Origin of the sequence: Dactylosporangium sp. NPDC051484 (genome assembly GCF_040689395.1) — a bacterium.
In the GTDB taxonomy this organism is placed as follows: Bacteria; Actinomycetota; Actinomycetes; order Mycobacteriales; family Micromonosporaceae; genus Dactylosporangium.
On record NZ_JBFAZX010000010.1, the window covers coordinates 141504 to 159903 of the forward strand.

Annotated in this window: 15 protein-coding genes and 1 pseudogene; 14 read left to right on the top strand and 2 right to left on the bottom strand. The window is 73.0% G+C overall.

Going from position 1 to position 18400, the window contains the following annotated elements; genetic code table 11:
* Positions 1-269 precede the first annotated feature (269 nt).
* The 7 genes from ssd to AB0367_RS19285 all read left to right on the top strand — a co-directional run bounded on the left by ssd (position 270) and on the right by AB0367_RS19285 (position 5478).
* Positions 270-1370 carry a septum site-determining protein Ssd gene (gene ssd / locus AB0367_RS19255; protein ID WP_366227683.1) on the top strand — a complete coding sequence of 367 codons (1101 nt, stop codon included), beginning with the start codon at positions 270-272 and terminating at the stop codon, positions 1368-1370.
* Complete coding sequence (locus tag AB0367_RS19260) at positions 1367-2755, top strand: TadA family conjugal transfer-associated ATPase (protein ID WP_366227684.1); 1389 nt, start codon at positions 1367-1369, stop codon at positions 2753-2755. Before ssd ends, AB0367_RS19260 begins: the two co-directional genes overlap by 4 nt.
* Positions 2752-3687: a hypothetical protein gene (locus tag AB0367_RS19265; RefSeq protein ID WP_366227685.1), complete on the top strand. Its 936-nt coding sequence runs from the start codon at positions 2752-2754 to the stop codon at positions 3685-3687. Before AB0367_RS19260 ends, AB0367_RS19265 begins: the two co-directional genes overlap by 4 nt.
* Positions 3687-4292 carry a type II secretion system F family protein gene (locus AB0367_RS19270; RefSeq protein ID WP_366227686.1) on the top strand — a complete coding sequence of 202 codons (606 nt, stop codon included), beginning with the start codon at positions 3687-3689 and terminating at the stop codon, positions 4290-4292. The genes AB0367_RS19265 and AB0367_RS19270 overlap by 1 nt, the downstream gene beginning before the upstream one ends.
* Positions 4293-4374: 82 nt before the next feature.
* Entirely contained in the window at positions 4375-4554 is a 180-nt protein-coding gene (locus tag AB0367_RS19275) for a DUF4244 domain-containing protein (protein ID WP_366227687.1), read from the top strand.
* Positions 4551-5114, top strand: a complete 564-nt coding sequence (locus AB0367_RS19280) for a TadE family type IV pilus minor pilin (protein ID WP_366227688.1) — start codon at positions 4551-4553, stop codon at positions 5112-5114. The genes AB0367_RS19275 and AB0367_RS19280 overlap by 4 nt, the downstream gene beginning before the upstream one ends.
* Positions 5115-5121: 7 nt before the next feature.
* Positions 5122-5478, top strand: a complete 357-nt coding sequence (locus AB0367_RS19285) for an Rv3654c family TadE-like protein (protein WP_366227689.1) — start codon at positions 5122-5124, stop codon at positions 5476-5478.
* A gap of 242 nt (positions 5479-5720) precedes the next feature.
* Here AB0367_RS19285 and AB0367_RS19290 read toward each other — a convergent pair.
* Positions 5721-7925, bottom strand: a pseudogene (locus tag AB0367_RS19290) (DEAD/DEAH box helicase); the annotation flags it as partial.
* Between the two features lie 156 nt (positions 7926-8081).
* Here AB0367_RS19290 and AB0367_RS19295 point away from each other — a divergent pair.
* The 6 genes from AB0367_RS19295 to topA all read left to right on the top strand — a co-directional run bounded on the left by AB0367_RS19295 (position 8082) and on the right by topA (position 16229).
* A complete protein-coding gene (locus AB0367_RS19295) occupies positions 8082-8435 on the top strand; it encodes an STAS domain-containing protein (protein WP_350546299.1) in 354 nt (117 codons plus the stop codon).
* 4 nt (positions 8436-8439) lie between these two features.
* A complete protein-coding gene (locus AB0367_RS19300; RefSeq protein WP_366227690.1) occupies positions 8440-8916 on the top strand; it encodes an ATP-binding protein in 477 nt (158 codons plus the stop codon).
* 206 nt (positions 8917-9122) lie between these two features.
* Positions 9123-11495: a sodium-translocating pyrophosphatase gene (locus AB0367_RS19305; RefSeq protein WP_366227691.1), complete on the top strand. Its 2373-nt coding sequence runs from the start codon at positions 9123-9125 to the stop codon at positions 11493-11495.
* Between the two features lie 91 nt (positions 11496-11586).
* A complete protein-coding gene (locus AB0367_RS19310; RefSeq protein WP_366227692.1) occupies positions 11587-12111 on the top strand; it encodes a hypothetical protein in 525 nt (174 codons plus the stop codon).
* The gene (locus AB0367_RS19315; protein WP_366227769.1) at positions 12102-13145 is read left to right on the top strand and encodes a hypothetical protein; all 1044 of its coding nucleotides are present in this window, start codon (positions 12102-12104) and stop codon (positions 13143-13145) included. The genes AB0367_RS19310 and AB0367_RS19315 overlap by 10 nt, the downstream gene beginning before the upstream one ends.
* A gap of 276 nt (positions 13146-13421) precedes the next feature.
* A complete protein-coding gene (gene topA, locus AB0367_RS19320) occupies positions 13422-16229 on the top strand; it encodes a type I DNA topoisomerase (RefSeq protein WP_366227693.1) in 2808 nt (935 codons plus the stop codon).
* Positions 16230-16250: 21 nt separating this feature from the next.
* Here the strand turns inward: topA and AB0367_RS19325 are convergent, their stop codons facing one another.
* Positions 16251-17543: a D-arabinono-1,4-lactone oxidase gene (locus AB0367_RS19325; RefSeq protein ID WP_366227694.1), complete on the bottom strand. Its 1293-nt coding sequence runs from the start codon at positions 17541-17543 to the stop codon at positions 16251-16253.
* A gap of 272 nt (positions 17544-17815) precedes the next feature.
* On the opposite strand from AB0367_RS19325, the gene AB0367_RS19330 reads away from it, so the two are divergent.
* A complete protein-coding gene (locus AB0367_RS19330) occupies positions 17816-18361 on the top strand; it encodes a TetR/AcrR family transcriptional regulator (protein ID WP_366227760.1) in 546 nt (181 codons plus the stop codon).
* Positions 18362-18400 lie beyond the last annotated feature (39 nt).

Below are 18400 nucleotides of genomic sequence, written 5' to 3' on the forward strand. Positions count from 1 at the left end.
CGGTAGTGCTCAGCATTGACGCCTGGTGCTTTGTTGAGCCTTCACGGTTCTGCGTGCACGCCCATGCTTTTTTCATTCGGTACCGCCAGAAGTCCACGCCCGTCCTGGGGTGATTTGTAGGGATTTCTATAGCAGATCAACTTCGTCGGCGTGGGTTATCCACAAGCGGTGGGTTATCCACAGATTCAGCCTCGGCGGCCGGCAGCCGAAGGCAGATGGCGCCAGGGTGAGCGCAGTTTGTCGAACCGCTCACGACCGTGGAGCCTCCTGTGCACCGACCATTGCTCGTCTCCGACGATTCCGCGCTGCTGGAAGACGTCGTCGACCTCGCCGCCGAGTTCGATCTCGACCTCGATGTGGCTTGCGGCCCGGATGAGGCCCGCCACCGATATCCGTCCGCACCGCTCGTCCTGATCGGCGACGAGGCGGCACCGGCATGCGCCCGCGCCCGGCTGCCGGAGCGCTCCGGCGTAATGCTGGTCAGCCGCAGCCATGGGACGGATCGGCTCGCCGCCCTCGCCGAGGCCGTCGGCGCCGGCCACATCGTGCAGTTCCCCGACGGTGTCGGATACCTCGTCCGCCGCCTAATGCGGCTGTCGTCCGACGCCGCCGTCGCCACCGCGGCCCGCGGCCGTGTCCTCGCCGTCGTCGGCGGCCGGGGCGGAGCCGGCGCGACCGTGCTCGCCGCGGGCCTGGCGGTCACCGCGGGCAACGTCGGCCTGCGCTCGCTGCTCGTCGACGCCGACCCCCTCGGCGGCGGCGCCGACCTGGTCCTCGGCTGGGAGGACGTGGCCGGCCTGCGCTGGCCCGCCCTGTCGGCCACCAGCGGCGCCGTCCACCCGCCCGCACTGGTCGGCGCCCTGCCGAGCCGGGGCGACGTGGCCGTGCTGTCCTGCGACCGCGACGCCCCCTCCGGTCTGCCCCACGAGGCGATGGCCACCGCGCTGGACGCCGGCAGCCGCGGCCGCGACCTGGTCGTGGCCGACCTGCCGCGCCGCCTCGACGACGCCGCGGTCCTCGCGCTGCGGGCCGCCGACCGGGTGCTGCTCGTGGTGCCCGCCGAACTGCGGGCCTGCGTGGCCGCCGCCCGGGTCGCCGCGACGCTCACCCCGCACACCGACGCGCTGCACCTCGTCGTGCGGGGCCCCGCGCCGGGCCGGCTGCGCACCAGGCACATCGCCCGCTCGCTGGGCCTGCCGCTGGCCGGCACGCTGCGCGCCGAGCCCGGACTGCCCCGCCGCCTCGAGCACGGCGAGCCCCCGGCCGCGGGCGGGCGCGGCCCGCTCGCCGGCCTGTGCCGCCGGATCCTCGAGGACGTCGGGCTCGGCAAGAGCGGCGAGCTCGGCACCGGCCGGGGAGCGGCGGCATGAGGACCGGCCCGCGCTCACGGGGGAGAGTCGGCCCGCGCCTGGCGACCCCGCCCGCTCTGCCCGCCCGCCCCATCGGTGGCGCACCCGACCCCGCGGCGGGCCCGGCACCGGATCCGGCCCAGGCGCTCGTACCGGACGCGATCCTCCCGGCCGGCGCCGTTCCCGGGCTGCCCACGGGCGCCGTCCCCGCCCTGGCCGAGCGCGTGCGCGCCCGGATGGCCGTCGAGGGCGCCGACGCGACGCCCGGCGCCGTGGCCGCCGCGGTGCGGGCCGAGCCGGGCGCGGCACTGCTCGGCGAGAAGACGCTGCGCCAGGTCACCGGGCGGCTCGCCGGCGAGATGATCGGCGCCGGGCCGCTCGGCCCGCTGCTGGCCGACCCGGCCGTGACCGACGTGCTCGTCAACGGCGTCCACGTCTGGGTCGACCGAGGCGGCGGCGGGCTGCGCCGGGTGATGGGCACCCTGGGCGACCCGGCGGACGTGCGCAAACTCGCGCAGCGGCTCGCGTCCACCGCGGGCCGCCGCCTCGACGACGCGAGCCCGTTCGTGGACGTACGCCTGCCTGACGGCACCCGGATGCACGCCGTCCTGCCGCCGGTCGGGCTCGGCGGGCCGTATCTGTCGCTGCGCACGTTCCGGCAGCGGGCGTTCTCCATCGACGAGCTGGTCTCGTGCGGCACCGTCGACCCTGGCGCGGCCCGGCTGCTGCGGGCCGCGGTGGCGGCGCGGCTGCCGTATCTGGTGACCGGCGGCACGGGCAGCGGCAAGACCACGGTGCTGTCCACGCTGCTGTCGATGGTGCCGCCCGGCGAGCGGCTGATCGTCGTGGAGGACGCCGCCGAGCTGCGGCCGATGCATCCGCACGTGGTGTCGCTGCAGACCCGGATGGCCAACGTGGAGGGCGCCGGCGCCGTGTCGCTTCGCGACCTGGTCCGGCAGGCCCTGCGGATGCGCCCCGACCGCCTGGTCGTCGGCGAGTGCCGCGGCGCGGAGATCGTCGACCTGCTCGGCGCCCTGAACACCGGCCACGAGGGCGGGGCGGCCACGCTGCACGCCAACTCCCCGGCCGACGTGCCCGCGCGGCTGGAGGCCCTCGGGCTGCTCGGCGGGGTGCCACGGCCCGCGCTGCACGCCATGGTGGTGTCCGCCCTGCGGGTCGTCATCCATCTGCACCGCGACCCGTCGGGCCGGCGCGAGCTCACCGAGATCTGCGTGATCTCGCCGCACCCGGAGCGGCACACGGCAGGGGTGGTGACGGCATGGCGGCGGGGCAGTGGTCCCGGGCCCGCCGCCGCGGACCTCGACGAGCTGCTGTCGCGCCGTGGCGTGGAGCCGCCCCGGCCCGAGGGGCGCTGGCGATACACGCCGGGCGGAGGCTGGTCATGAGCGCCTTCGACCTGGCCATCGCGGCCGGCGTGGCGCTCACCGCCGGCTGGCTGGCGTACGGGCTGCGCCGGCGGCGGGCGGCGACCCGGTTGGCCCGCCTGACCCGAACCTCCGCCGTGACCCGCACCTCCGCCGGGAGCGACGCCGCCTCCGCCGCGCCGGGCGCGGCCGTCCCCCGCGGGCGAGGGTCGCGGGGGACCCGTCGCGGCGATCTCGGCCGGCGGGCCGAGGCGGCGCTGCTGCGGCGTCCGGTCGCGGCCGGCGGGGCGGTCATCGCCCTGCTGACCGGGGCGGCGCTGCTGCTCGCCGGGCCGGTGGCGGCCGTCGTCGCCGCGCTCTACGCGCTGATGGTCCTCGTCACCGTCCGCCGCCGGCTGGTCCGGCAGGAGGGCGAACGGCGGGTCGCCGCGCTGCTCGACGCCATCGACGCGACCGCCGAGGGACTGCGCGCGGGCACCATCCAGGACGGCATCGCCGCGCAGACCTCGACGAGCGCCCAGACGCCGAAGACCAACCCCATGCTCCCGAGGGCCGCCGGTGGAAGGGCCGCCGGCGGCCGCCAGGGACGCTGGGCGGAGGCGGCGGCCGAGGTGGCGCAGGCGCGGCTGGAGGCGGCGTACCGGCTGAGCGAGGCCCTCGGCGTCCCGCTCGCCGACCTGCTCGACCGGGTCGACGCCGACCTGCGCTCCGGGCAGGCGCTGCGCGGCGGGGTCGCGGCCCAGCTGTCGGCCGCGCAGGCCACGTCCGCGGTGCTGCTGGCGCTGCCGCTGGCCGGCCTGTGGGTGGGCGCGGCGCTGAACACCCATCCGGTACGGCAGTTGCTGCACACCCCGCTCGGGGCGGCCTGCGCCGTCGTCGCGGTCGCGCTGCAGTGCGGCGGGTTCCTGTGGACCGTCCGGATGGTCCATGCGGCGACCACGGAGGTGCGCTGATGAGCCCCTGGCTGCGGTGGCCGGCGGCGGTGGTGGCCGGGCTGAGCATGGCGCTGGGCATCGGCGGCCCGGGCGGGTTCGTGGCCGGCGTGGCGGTCGCCGCCGGGCTCGGGCTGCTGCTGCGGCGGATCGAGCCGGCCTCGGCCCGGCGGGAGCGCGCGACCGCGCGGTCCGATCTGCCGTTCGCGGCCGATCTGCTGGCCGCTGCGCTACGGGCCGGTGCGCCGCCCGACCGGGCCGCGCTCGAGGTCGGTGAGGCGCTCGGCGGGCCGGTGGGGCTGCGCCTGGCGCGCACCGGCCGGGCGCTGCGGCTGGGGGCCGCCCCCGGCGCGGCCTGGGCGCACCTGTCCGACCTGCCGGGCGGGGCGCGGTTTGCCCGGGCGGCGACGCGCAGCGCCGAGCACGGGATCGCGCTGACCCGGACCCTCGATCGCCAGGCGGCGGACCTGCGCGTGGCCAAGGCGGCTGCCGCCGAGGCTGCGGTGCGCCGGGTGGGCGTCCTGGCCGTGCTGCCGGTGGGTCTGTGCTTTCTGCCCGCGTTCGTGCTCGCCGGGGTGGTCCCGGTGGTCGTTTCCGTCCTCCACGACGTGTTCGCCGCGCTGTGAGACGCGGCAATGCGGACTCGAAGAAATGCTTCCGATCCAGCGTTCTCAATCCAGGTTCCGATCCAAAAGGAGAGATCTGACCATGCACGCCATCAAGGCCCGCCTGCTCGCCGTTCGCCGCGGGGAGGAGGGGTCGATGACCGTCGAATACGCGATGGTGATGATCATCTGTGTGGCCCTCGCCGGCATCCTGCTGGCCATCGTTTCGTCCGCGGAGGTTCGGGCGCACCTGACCGGCATCGTCATGCGGAGCCTCGCGTGATCGCCCGAGGCCGTGCCGCCGTGCACGCCGCTCTGCACGCCGCCGGGCCGACGCCCACCTTTGACCCCGGCCCGAGGCCGAGCCTTAAGACACACCCCGGTCCGGGCCTCAACCCGGGCCCGAAGGTCAACCCGAACCTCGGGCCCGGCCCGGCGTCGGCGCGGCGTCGCGGTGCCGATCGGCGGCGGGCCGAGCGGCACGTGCGCGGCCATCGCGCGACCGCCCGGCACCGGCGCAGCCGGGAGCGTGGTTCGGCGGCGCTCGAGGTCGCGATCGCGATGCCGGTGGTCGTGGTGCTCCTCGTGACCGGCGTGGTTACGTTCACGGCCCTGTTCGCGAAGCTGAACTGCCTCAACGCGGCCGGGGTCGCGGCCCGGGCGATGGCGCGGGGCGAGCCGGTGCCCGACCTCGGGGAGGGCACCGAGGTGGCGGTGGAGCACGACGGGGACCTGGTGCGGGTCACCGTACGCATGCGGGTGCCCGCGCCGATGATGTCCGGGTTCACCGTCGAGGAGCGGGCGGTGGCGATGGCCGAGCCGCGGGCCGCCGCCGGGCCGTGAGCGGGCTGTGAGTGGGTCAAGCCGCGGCGATCAGGGCTCGGCCTCGCTCCTGATGCTCGGCGTCGGTCTCGCGCTGGTGCTGCTCGCGCTCGGGTTCGTGACCGGCGGCGGGGTGGTCGTGGCCCGGCACCGCGCCCGGAACGCGGCCGACGCGGGGGCGCTCGCCGGGGCGATGGCGGCGGTCGGGGGCGAGGGCGGGGCGGCGGCCTGCGCGGCGGCGGGGCGGCTGGCCGGCGAGAACGGCGGGCGGCTCGCCTCCTGCGCCGTCGCCGGGCCGGTCGTCACGGTGACCGTCGAGGTCCCCACGCTCACGGGCCTCGTCGCGAGGGCCGAGGCACGAGCTGGCCCCGTCCCGACCGCGTGAGCCGGCCTGTCCGACCCGGGTGAGGTCAGCCTGCGCTGACCGGGTGAGGTCGGCCAGCGCGGGGCGCGTGTGGCGGCACGTGACAGACCTCGGCCCGCGGGGCTGAGGGAGCGTTCGGGGTTAGGGAGCAGAGCGTTGCGGGACCGCGACCGGGGAACGGAGGTGTGGATGAGGCGGTGAGTCTGGCACGCCGAGAGGGGTTCGGTTCGGGCGATGACCGGGCCCCTCACGGTGGCCGGAGGTCACGACGATCGGAGGTGGCTGAGGACCAAGGAGAGCACGCGGGCGGCCTCGGGCTTGTTCAGGGGGTTGTTGCCATTGCCGCACTTCGGGGACTGCACGCACGACGGGCAGCCGTGCTCGCAGCGGCAGCCGCGGATGGCGTCGTGCGTGGCGGTCAGCCAGGTGACGGCCGTGGCGTAGGCGCGTTCGGCGAAGCCCGCGCCGCCGGGGTGGCCGTCGTACACGAAGACGGTCGGCAGCCCCGTGTCGGCGTGGGCCGCGGTGGACAGGCCGCCGATGTCCCAACGGTCGCAGGTGGCCACGAGGGGCAGGAGGCCGATGGCGGCGTGCTCGGCGGCGTGCAGGGCGCCCGGCCACTCGACGTCGGGGATGCCGGCGTCGTCGAGGGCGTCGGGGTCGACGGTCCACCAGACGGCGACGGTGCGCAGGATGCGCTCGGGCAGGTCGAGGGGGCAGGTCTCGATGACCTCGCCGGAGATCAGCCGGCGACGCTGGTAGCTGACCACCTGGTTGGTGACCTCGACCTCGCCGAGGGACAGGGTGACCGGGCCGGTGGTGCGGGACTCGCGCACGGCCAGGATGGTCATCGAGGTGACGTCGCGCGGGTGGGTGCTCCAGTCGGGGTCCTCGGCGTGCACGAGCGCGGTGGAGTCGGCGAGGTCGAGCTTGTCGACGACGTAGGTGGCGCCGCGGTGGAGGTACACGGCGCCGGTGTGCACCTGGTGGTGCGCCGAGCCGGTGTCGACCGTGCCGAGGAGGCGGCCGGTGGCCGACTCCACGACGGCGATCGGGCCGCCGCCGGCGCCGCGCAGGTCGACGTCCGGGCGGTCGCGCTCGGTCCAGTACCAGCCGGACGGGCGCTTGCGCAGCAGGCCCGCGGCGACCAGCGCGTCGAGCACGGCCGGGGTGCCGTTGGGGAAGAGGGCGAGGTCGGCGGGGGCGAGGGGGAGGTCGGCGGCGGCGCAGCACAGCTGCGGGGCGAGCACGTGAGGGTTGGCCGGGTCGAAGACGGTGGTCTCGACCGGGCGGCCGAAGAGGGCCTCGGGGTGGTGCACGAGGTAGGTGTCGAGCGGGTCGTCGCGGGCCACGAGGACGCAGGTCGCGGCGCGGCCGGCCCGGCCCGCGCGGCCGGCCTGCTGCCAGAGGGAGGCGAGGGTGCCGGGGTAGCCGGACATGATCACGGCGTCGAGGCCGGTGAGGTCGACGCCGAGTTCGAGGGCGTTGGTGGAGGCGAGGCCGAGCAGCGTGCCGTCCATGAGGTCGCGTTCCAGGGCGCGGCGGTCCTCGCGCAGGTAGCCGGCCCGGTACGCGGCCACGCGTGAGCCGAGGCCGGGCGAGGCCACGTCGAGGTTGTGCCGGGCCATCGTGGCGACCAGTTCGGCGCCCTTGCGCGAGCGGACGAAGGCCAGGGTGCGCACGTCCCGGGAGACGGCGTCGGCGAGCAGGGTCGCCGTATCGGTGAGCGCGGAGCGGCGTGGGCCGTCGGGGGTGACCAGGGGCGGCTCCCAGAGCTTGAACGTGATCGGGCCGCGCGGGGAGGAGTCCTCCGTGAAGGCGGTGGCCGGCAGGCCGGTGAGCCGCTCGGCGGAGGCGGCCGGGTCGCCGGAGGTCGCCGAAGCCAGGACGAAGCAGGGGGCGGCGCGGTAGCGGGCGGCGATGCGGCGCAGGCGGCGCAGCACGTGGGCGACGTGCGAGCCGAAGACGCCGCGGTACGCGTGGCACTCGTCCACCACGACGAAGGCGAGCCCGCGCAGGAACCGGGCCCAGGAGGCGTGCCCGGGCAGGATGCCGTGGTGCAGCATGTCGGGGTTGGTGAGCACGACCCGGGCGTGGCGGCGTACCCAGTCGCGCTCCTCGCGGGAGGTGTCGCCGTCGAAGGTCGCCGGGTAGAGGCCGGGCAGGCCGAGGTCGGTCAGGGCGCGTAGCTGGTCGGCGGCGAGGGCCTTGGTCGGCGAGATGTACAGGACCGTCGCCCGCTCGTCGGTGAGGAGCCGGGCGAGCGCGGGCACCTGGTAGGCCAGCGACTTGCCCGAGCCGGTGCCGGTCGCGACCACGGTGTGGTTGCCCTCCCAGGCGGCCGTGGCGGCGAGAGCCTGGTGCCGCCAGGGCTGGAAGCCGAAGGCCGCGCGGACCGGCTCGGGCACCCACTCCGGCCAGGGGACGACGACGCCCTCGCGGCGGGGGAGCGTTTCGGTGTGGAGCAGCACGCACAGCACTCTAAAACACCTGTTCGAAGGCTCGATTGTGATACACGCCAAGCGGATTTTGGAAAGGGGGTGGAGCGTCGCCTGGCTCGGGCTTCGATGGTTAGATGCCCGTGGAGGGCTCGCACATTCTGGCCGGCAGAGGAGGAGGTCCGCATGGAGCTGTCGTTGTCGGCGTACGACTCCGGCGACCACACGGTGCTCGAGGTCGGCGGCGAGGTGGACGTCTACACCGCGCCACGGCTGCGCGAGAAGCTGGTCGAGCTTGTCGAGCAGGGCGCCCGGCACGTCGTCGTCGACCTCAGCCGGGTGGAGTTCCTCGACTCGACCGGGCTCGGCGTGCTGGTCGGCGCGCTCAAGCGGCTCCGCGCGGTCAACGGCACGTTCGGCCTGGTGTGCGCGCACGAGCGGCTGCTCAAGATCTTCCGGATCACGGCGCTGGACCGCGTGTTCCAGCTGTACGACACCGTGGCCGCCGCGACCGGCGCGGGCGCCGAACCCCCGGCCTAGGTCCATGCCGACGGTACGCCTCTCCTTCTCGCCTGCGCCGGCCCACGTCCGCACGGCGCGCCTCGTCGGTGTCGCCGTCGCGCGGCGGGCCGGCGTGGCCGAGGAGTTGCTGGAGGAGGTTCGGCTCGCGATCGGTGAGGCCTGCTCGCGGGCCGTCGCGCTGCACCGCTCACACGGCCTCGACGACCTGGTCGACGTCGCCATGGCCGACGGCGACCGGTTCACCGTCCGTGTGGTCGACCGCGCGGCCAACGGCGCGATGGTCACCCGCGCCCCCCACGACGAGGCCGTTGTCCTGCTGACCGACCCGGCCCTGCCGCTGACCGCCCCGCCCGACCTGCTGGCGGAGGAGGCGGTCGCCGCGCGGATGGGACTGGCCCTGCTCGCCGGCCTCGTCGACGACCTGAGTGTGTCCGAATTATCCGACGGTGTCGGGACCGAGGTCCGTATGTCGTGGCCTCTGGAGCGCTCCAGCGACTAGCGACGTGAGCTAATCGACAGAACGCGATTTATTGAAACGCGCAAGTCGGTGTGACCACGAACACGCTGGGCGCTAGAGTACGGCGATCGTGTATGACGCCCCTGGTCATTGGGTACCTCGGACGGTCAGCACGGCTCCCGCGTGGAGAACCGCCGCCGGCCTGACCGCTCGCGGCGCTGTCATGTGTCGGTACAGGAGGACAACGAATGTCCGGATCACTCGTCGCCAGCGGCGAGATTTCCCTTTCCGGGAGCAACCTGACCTACGTCATCGTCGCGCTCGTCATCGCCTTCGTGGCGTTGGGCTTCGCCGCGGCTCTGGTCAGGGCGGTGCTCGCGACCGGCCGGGGCACACCCAAGATGCAGGAGATCGCCGGGGCGGTGCAGGAGGGCGCGAGCGCGTACCTCGTGCGCCAGTTCAAGACCCTGGGCATCTTCGTCGTGATCGCGGTGGTGCTGCTGTTCCTGCTCCCGGTGAACGAAGCCGGAGACCACGAGGTCTTGATCAAGATCGGCCGGTCGGCGTTCTTCGTCGTCGGCGCGGTCTTCTCGGCCTTCATCGGTGGCGCCGGCATGGCACTTGCCACCCGCGCCAACCTGCGCGTCGCGGCGGCGGCCCGAGAAGAGGGCGGCCGGGAGAAGGCGATGCAGATCGCGTTCCGCACCGGTGGCGTGGTCGGCTTCCTCACCGTGGGCCTGGGCCTGTTCGGTGCGTCCCTGGTGGTGGTCATCTTCAAGGACCAGGCGCCGGTCGTGCTCGAGGGCTTCGGCTTCGGCGCGGCGCTGCTCGCGATGTTCATGCGGGTCGGCGGCGGCATCTTCACCAAGGCCGCGGACGTCGGTGCCGACCTGGTCGGCAAGGTCGAGCAGGGCATCCCCGAGGACGACCCGCGCAACGCGGCGACCATCGCCGACAACGTGGGCGACAACGTCGGCGACTGCGCCGGCATGGCGGCGGACCTGTTCGAGTCCTACGCCGTCACGCTGGTAGCGGCGCTGATCCTGGGCCGCGCCGCCTTCGGCGAGCAGGGCCTGGTGTTCCCGCTGATCGTGTCGACCATCGGTGTGATCATCGCGATTCTCGGCGTGGCGCTCACCCGCCTGCGCAAGTCCGACCGCAACGGCCTCGTCGCGATCAACCGGGCGTTCTACATCTCCGCCGCCGCCTCGGCGATCCTGGTCAGCGCCGCCGCGCTGTTCTACCTGCCGAGCACGTGGACGGGCCTGTCGGGCGAGACCGGCGGGCTCAAGAAGATTATCGAGCTCAAGGGCGGCGACGCCCCGCCGTTCGGCCCGCACGTCACCGCCATCATCGCCGTCGTCATCGGCATCGCGCTCGCCGCGATCATCCAGGCCCTGACCGGGTACTTCACCGAGACCGAGCGCCGCCCGGTCAAGGACATCGGCAAGAGCGCGCTCACCGGCCCCGCCACGGTCGTGCTCGCCGGCGTCAGCGTCGGCTTCGAGTCGGCCGTCTACTCGGCCATCGTCATCGGAGCGGGCGTCTTCGGCGCCTTCCTGCTCGGTGGCGGCTCGATCACCCTGTCGCTGTTCGCCGTCGCCATGGCCGGCACCGGCCTGCTCACCACGGTGGGCGTCATCGTCGCCATGGACACCTTCGGCCCGATCAGCGACAACGCGCAGGGCATCGCGGAGATGTCCGGCGACATCGACGAGCGGGGCGCCCGCACGCTGACCGAGCTCGACGCGGTCGGCAACACCACCAAGGCGATCACCAAGGGCATCGCGATCGCCACCGCCGTGCTCGCCGCGACGGCGCTGTTCGGCTCCTACACCGACACGATGAAGACGGCGCTGGGCAACGCCGGCAAGGCCGCCGACGACGCGGCCACCGCCGTGCTGCTCAACGTGGCCAACCCGGGCAACCTGGTCGGCCTGCTCATCGGCGCGGCGGTCGTTTTCCTGTTCTCCGGCCTGGCGATCAACGCGGTGGCCCGCTCGGCGGGCGCGGTGGTGTTCGAGGTCCGGCGGCAGTTCCGCGAGTTCCCGGGCATCATGGACGGCTCGCAGCGCCCGGAGTACGGCAAGGTCGTCGACATCTGCACCCGTGACGCCCAGCGCGAGCTGGTCACGCCGGGTCTGTTGGCGGTCCTGGCGCCCATCGCCGTCGGCTTCGGTCTCGGCGTCGGCCCGCTGGCCGCCTACCTGGCCGGCGCGATCGGCACGGGCACGCTCATGGCGGTGTTCCTGTCCAACTCCGGTGGGGCGTGGGACAACGCGAAGAAGCTGGTCGAGGACGGCGTCCACGGTGGCAAGGGCTCGCCCGCGCACGCCGCGACGGTCATCGGCGACACCGTCGGCGACCCGTTCAAGGACACCGCCGGTCCGGCCATCAACCCGCTGATCAAGGTCATGAACCTGGTCGCTCTGCTCATCGCGCCCGGCGTGGTCACGCTCACTGTCGGCAACGGCAACCAGGCGTTGCGCTACACCATCGCGATCGCCGCGGTGCTGGTCATCGCCGGTGCGGTACTGCTGAGCAAGCGCAAGCCGGTCGCCGTCGACGCCGGCAACGGCACGGCCTCGCAGGAGACGGCCCCCGAGAAGGTCACCGCCTGACCCCATCGGTCCGCGACACCGCGACGCTCCGGCCGATCTCGGCCGGAGCGTCGTGTTTTCCCGGGCAGACGATCGGTCCTACGCTGCAATCATGCGTGCCGCCCGCCTCCTCGCCGCCGCCGTCCTGCTGTGCGTGGTGGCCGGGTGCGGCGCCGGCGGGGTCGAGCCGAAGCAGTGGGCGAAGTCGGTCTGCACCGCGCTGGCCCCCTGGCGCGCCGAGATCGCCGACCTGACCGTGAAGGCGCAGCAGCAGCTGCAGGCGGCCAAGACGCCGGCGCAGACCAAGACCAACATCGTGGACCTGCTGGCCGGGGCCGAGTCGGCGAGCGAGAAGGCCCGAGCCGGCGTCGACGGCGCCGGCGTGCCCCGGGTCGCCGACGGCAAGAAGGTCGCCGAGCAGTTCACGGCGTCGCTGTCCAAAGCCCGCGACGCGTACGGCAACGCCAAGCGCACCGTGTCCGGCCTGCCCACGGCGGACGCGAAGACCTTCTACGCGGCCGTCGGCTCGGCGTTCGCGACGCTGAAGGACGAGTACGAGCACAGCGCGATCGACCCGGCACGAGTCGGCCCGGCCGATCTGCAGCAGGCGTTCGACGAGGCGGCCGAGTGTCGGTGACGCCGGCCCGCGGCCGGCAACTGTCGCTGTTCGGGGTCGAGGCGCGCCCGCCCGCGCCGATCGACCTGGAGGGTCTGCTCGCCGGCGCCGGCCAGGTCGGCCGGATGGGCGGCACCGGCCGGGTGTCGATCGTGGTCGACGACGCGTGGCGGTGCGCGGTGGTGCGTGCCGAGCTTGAGGCGCGCGGCCTGGTGGTGAGCTGCGAGCCGACCGGCGAGGAGGACCGCTGGCGGCTCCGTACCGCCTATTCGGCCGCCCTGGCCCCGCTCGCCGCGCGGTGGCTCGACGACGAGGGGACCAAGGTGTCGCCGCGCCGGCTCGCGCTCGACGGCCGGAGCCTGCGGTTGTGGGTGGCGGCGGCCGGCAGCTACGACGGGCAGCGCGCCTACCTGCTGCGCCTCGCGCCACGGCCGCTGCGACCTCCGGACGATCCGGAAGACCCGAATGATCAGGATGATCCGGAAGGTCCGAACCACTCGGACGGGCCCGGGGAGGCCGTCGCGATCGAGACGGCGGAGCCGGATCCGGCACCGTTGCCGGTGCCCGTCCCGGCCGTGTCGCATCCGGCCCGTCCGCAGCGCGCCGATCGGCCGAACGTCCGCCAGCGCAAGGGCGAGAGCAAAATCACAGCCTTCGATCCTGGGCCGGACGAGTTCGCCGACGCCGAGGAGTTCTTCGGTGACGACGCCGGGGACGAGTGGCCCGATTCCGGGGTCGATGACCTGCCCACCGTCGCGCTCGACCCGGTGTCGGAGCGGGCGCCCGAACCCGTCGCGGACGACGTAGCGGAGGGCATGAGGGAGGACCTGGCGGAGGATTCGGCGGAGGATTCGGCGGGGATCGACCGGCAGGTGGCGGACAACTGGATCGCGGTCGGCGACGCGCTCGCGGCGGTCGGGCTGCCGGCCGTGCTCGTCGGTGCGGACTCGGGCGGCTCTGCGTACCGCATCGTGGGGGCACGGCGCATCACCCGTCTCGCGGAGCTGGTGGGTGAGCCTCCGGCGGACGCGCCGGAGGGATGCTGGCCGGCATAGCGCCAGGCGGCATTCGGGCTACTCCACGTAGGGTGGCGCTGCCTTACCGGTGATGTGATTTGTAGAAAACCGGCCCGTCGTGCTGGGGAAAAATCACCATAAATACGGCAGGCGGTGCGACACGTTCGCAAGACCGGGCAGGTCGCGGTTGTGCATGGGTGTACCGTGGCGCCGATCGGCGTGTCGCGAGCCGAACGCCGGGGGCGCCCCTTCGTGCAACTCGGCGCAAGGGCGCGCGTTACGTTTGACATTTGTCCGTCCGCACCGGGGAGAACTGTGCCGAACTCCGCCAACACGAAGCGGCTGGTGATCGTGGAGTCGCCGGCGAAGGCCAAGACGATTTCGGGCTATCTCGGCCCGAATTATGTCGTCGAGGCGAGTTTCGGCCATGTCCGCGATCTGCCTGTGGGCAAGAAGGACATGCCCGATGCGCTCAAGGGCAAGCCGTGGGCATACCTCGGCGTGGATATCGACAATGATTTCACCCCGGTCTATATCATCTCGGCCGACCGGCGCCGGCAGATCACCCGCCTCAAGGACTTCCTGAAGCAGGCGAGCGAGGTCTACCTCGCCACGGATGAGGACCGCGAGGGCGAGGCGATCGCCTGGCACCTGCTGGAGACGCTCAAGCCGAAGGTGCCGGTCAAGCGGATGGTCTTCCACGAGATCACCCGGCCGGCGATCCAGGCCGCGGTCGCCAACCCGCGCGACATCAACCGCGCGCTGGTCGATGCCCAGGAGGCGCGGCGCATCCTGGACCGCCTCTACGGCTACGACGTGTCCTCGGTGCTGTGGAAGAAGGTGCAGCCCGGTCTCTCAGCCGGGCGGGTGCAGTCCGTGGCGACCCGCATCGTGGTCGAGCGGGAGCGGCAGCGGATGAAGTTCCGCTCCGCCGAATACTGGGACATCGTCGCCAAGCTGCTGGCTGAGAACGACCCGCGCACGTTCAACGCGACGCTGATCGCGATCGACGGCGACCGGGTCGCCACCGGCCGCGACTTCGACCCAGAGACCGGCCAGGTCCGGCCCGGAGCCGGGGTCATCCACCTCGACGAGGCCGGCGCCCGCGGCCTGGCCGCGCGCCTGGAGGGCCGGCCGTTCACGGTCACCCGGGTCGAGGAGAAGCCCTACCGTCGCAAGCCGTATCCGCCGTTCATCACCTCGACGCTGCAGCAGGAGGCCGCCCGCAAGCTGCGGCTGTCCTCGGCGAACACGATGCGTGTCGCGCAGCGGCTGTATGAGAACGGCTACATCACCTATATGCGTACAGACTCGGTGAACCTTTCCGAGGCGGCGATCGCGGCGGCGCGCCAGCAGATCCACGACCTCTACGGGGCCGCCGCAGTGCCGTCGCAGCCCCGGCGGTACACGGGCAAGGTCAAGAACGCCCAGGAAGCGCACGAGGCGATCCGCCCGGCCGGCGACTCGTTCCGCACGCCCGGCGACGTCGCCAAGGAGCTCAACGCCGAGGAGCTGCGCCTCTACGAGCTCATCTGGCAGCGGACCATCGCCTCGCAGATGAACGACGCGGTCGGCAACTCGACCTCGGTGCGGATCAACGCGGTCACCCCGCAGCGGGAGTCGGTCGACTTCGGCGCCACCGGCAAGACGATCACCGACCCCGGCTTCCTGCGCGCCTACGTGGAGTCCACCGACGACGAGTCCGCCGAGACCGACGACACCGAGCGGCGGCTGCCGGTGCTGGTCAAGGGCCAGCCGGTCACGGAGCAGGCGCTGACCCCGACCGGCCACACCACCCAGCCCCCGTCCCGCTACACCGAGGCGTCGCTGGTCAAGGCGATGGAGGAGCTCGGCATCGGCCGGCCGTCGACCTACGCGTCGATCATGGAGACGATCAACAACCGCGGCTACGTGTTCAAGCGCGGCCAGGCGCTGATCCCGTCCTTCCTCGCGTTCGCCGTGATCGGGCTGCTGGAGCAGCACTTCCCGCGGCTGGTCGACTACGACTTCACCGCCTCGATGGAGAACGTGCTCGACGAGATCGCCAACGGCGACGAGAGCACGGTGGACTTCCTGCGCCCGTTCTACTTCGGCGGCGACACCGGCGACGAGGGCTCGGTGGCGCGTCAGGGCGGCCTCAAGCGGATGGTGACCGAGCGCCTCGGCGAGATCGACGCGCGCGGCATCAACTCGATCCCGCTCTTCCGCGACGACGCCGGCCGCGACGTCGTGGTGCGCGTCGGGCGCTACGGCCCGTATCTGCAGCGTTTCGTCCCCGGCGCGCCCGAGGGCGAGGAGGGCGACCGCGCCCCGGTGCCCGAGGGCATCGCCCCCGACGAGCTCACCCCGGAGAAGGTCGGCGAGCTGTTCGTCGGCGGCACCGGCGGCGAGCGCAAACTGGGCGAACACCCCGAGACCGGCGAGCCGATCGTGGTGAAGTCCGGGCGGTATGGCCCCTATGTGTCCAGCGGCGACAAGACCACATCGCTGTTCGCGACGCAGAGCCCGGAGCAGCTGACCCTGGATGAAGCGCTGCGGCTGCTGTCGCTGCCGCGGATCGTCGGCCACGACGCGGAGGGCCAGGAGATCGTCGCCTCGCCCGGGCGCTACGGGCCGTATATCAAGCGCGGCGCCGACACCCGGTCCCTGGAGCACAACGAACAGCTGTTCACGCTCACGCTGGACGAGGCCCTGGTTCTGCTCGCCGCGCCGAAGACCCGCGGACGGCAGGCGGCCAAGCCTCCGCTGCGCGAGATGGGCAACGACCCGGCGACCGAGAAGCCGCTGGTCATCAAGGACGGCCGGTTCGGGCCCTACGTGACGGACGGCGAGTTCAACGCCTCGCTGCGCCGCGGCCAGACCGTCGAGGCCCTCACGCTCGAGGAGGCCAGCGGGATGCTGGCCGAGAAGCGCGCGAAGGGCCCGGCGCCGAAGAAGGCCCGCTCGACGGCGAAGAAGGCAGCGCCGGAGAAGAAGGCGGCGCCCGAGAAGAAGGCCACGGCCGCGCGGAAGACGACCGCCGCGAAGAAGACCACGACGGCGGCCAAGAAGGCGACGCCGGCGAAGAAGGCCGCGCCGAAGAAGGCCGCCTCCGGCAAGAAGGCGGCACCCTCCGAGGAGTAGCTGCCGAGTAGCTTCAAGCGCTCAGGCGCCGAGGACCCGCTCCGTGTACGCGTTTGCGAACAGGCGGTGCGGGTCCAGCTTGTCGCGCAGGGCGGTGAAGTCGGCGAAGCGGGGGTATGCGCCGGCGAGCGACTCGGCGGTGCGGAAGTTCATCTTGCCCCAGTGCGGCCGTCCGCCCAGGGACGTGGTCACCGCCTCGAACCGGCGGAAGTACTCCTCGAAGGGCGCGCCGACGTACTGGTGGATCGCGATGTACGCGTTGTCGCGCCCGTAGCCGTGCGACAGCCAGATGTCGTCGGCGGCGGTGAAGCGGACCTCCACCGGAAACTGGATCTTGTACGGCAGGCCGGCGATCACCGTCCGCAGCCCGTCGAACGCCTCGCGCAGCGCCTCGCGGGGCAGGCCGTACTCCATCTCCACGAACCGGACCCGCCGGGGCGTGCAGAACACCTCGTGCGAGGGCGCGGTGTAGGTGCGTGCCGACAGCGCGCGCGCCGAAATACGGCTGATCGGCGGTACCGTCGCCGGAAATGCGCGGCCGAGACGGCAGGCGGTGCCGAAGACCGTGTTGGACAGGAAGTCGTCGTCGAGCCAGCGCCGCCAGCCCGGCAGCGGCGAGTCCACCGCCGGCACCCGGTTGTTGCGCTTCATCTGGACCCGGTCGGTGTACGGGAACCAGTAGAACTCGAAGTGGTCGTTGGTCCCGACGTGCTCCGGCAGGCCGGACCACACGTCGCCGAGCGTGGCCGGGCGCTCGTCGGCGCGCAGTGTGAACGCCGGCACGCAGCGCAGCGTGACCGTGCTCAGCACCCCCAGTGCACCGATGTTGACCCGTGCCGCGGCGAAGAGGTCCGGGTTGTCGGTGGCTGAGCAGGACAGCTCGGCGCCGTCGGCCGTGACCAGCGTGAGCGCCTCGATGAACGTGGCCAGGCAGCCATATCCGGCACCGGTACCGTGCGTGCCGGTCGACAGTGCGCCCGAGATCGTCTGCACGTCGATGTCGCCGAGGTTGGGCATGGCCAGGCCGTGCGCGGCGAGTGTCGCGTTGAGCACCGAAAGGGGCATGCCGGCCTGCACCGTGACGAGGTTGCCGTCGACCCGCACGAGCGACGCCATCCGGTCGAGCTCGACCCGCACCCCGTCGGTCGCGGCGGCCGGCGTGAAGGAGTGGCCGCTGCCGACGGCCTTGACCCGCAGGCCGTCGCCGGCCGCGGCGCGGAGGAGTTCGCCCAGCTCAGCGGCGCTGGACGGATGCGCGACGCGGGCGGCGGTCGCGCTCTGGTTGCCGGCCCAGTTGGACCACGGAGATGTCACGAAACCTGAGTACCCTTCACATATGCCCTCAGTCAATGCTCCCGTGGGTGCGGACGCAGAGCAATCACCAGGGTGAAATGGGCTATCCGCCGATCGTGCCGGGCCGTTGACGTGAGTAGGTTTCAGGAGGCGGGCCTGAGCGGCAGTTACCGTCAGATCCGACGAGATCGAGAGGGGAAGACCGGGTGGCGACGCAGACTGTGGCCGGCGCCGGCACGAAGCCTCTGCGCCGGGTGCCGGTGCAGGGGCGCAGCGTGGCGCGGGTCGGGAGGATGCTCGACGCCTGCGCCGAGCTTGTCGACGAGGTGGGCTACGACGGGCTCACCACGACGCTGCTGGCGGAGCGGGCGGGGGTGGCGATCGGCTCCGTCTATCAGTTCTTCCCGGACAAGCGGGCCATCGTCCAGGCGCTCACGCTGCGCAGCCTAGAGGGCTACCTGCAGCGCCTCGGCGCCCGGCTCGCCGACCAGGCCATCGCGCACTGGTGGGACGCCGTCGACGCGGCGATCGACGAGTACATCGACATGCACCGCACGGTGCCCGGGTTCCGCACCCTGCACTTCGGCGATGTGGTCGACATCCACCTGCTCGACGACGAGCGGGACAACAACGATGTCATCGTCTCGCACCTCGCCGGGCTGCTGATCGAGCGGTTCGGCATCCTCGACGGGCAGCGCCTGCAATTCGTGCTGGCGATCGCGGTCGAGGCCGCCGACGCGCTGATCAAGCTCGCGTTCCGGCGCTCGCAGGACGGGGACCCCGTCGTGCTCGGCGAGGCCAAGGCGCTGATCAGGGAGTACCTGCACCACCGGCTCTGAGCTGCCGATGCGTGGGGCGAGGCGGACGTAACGCGCTGT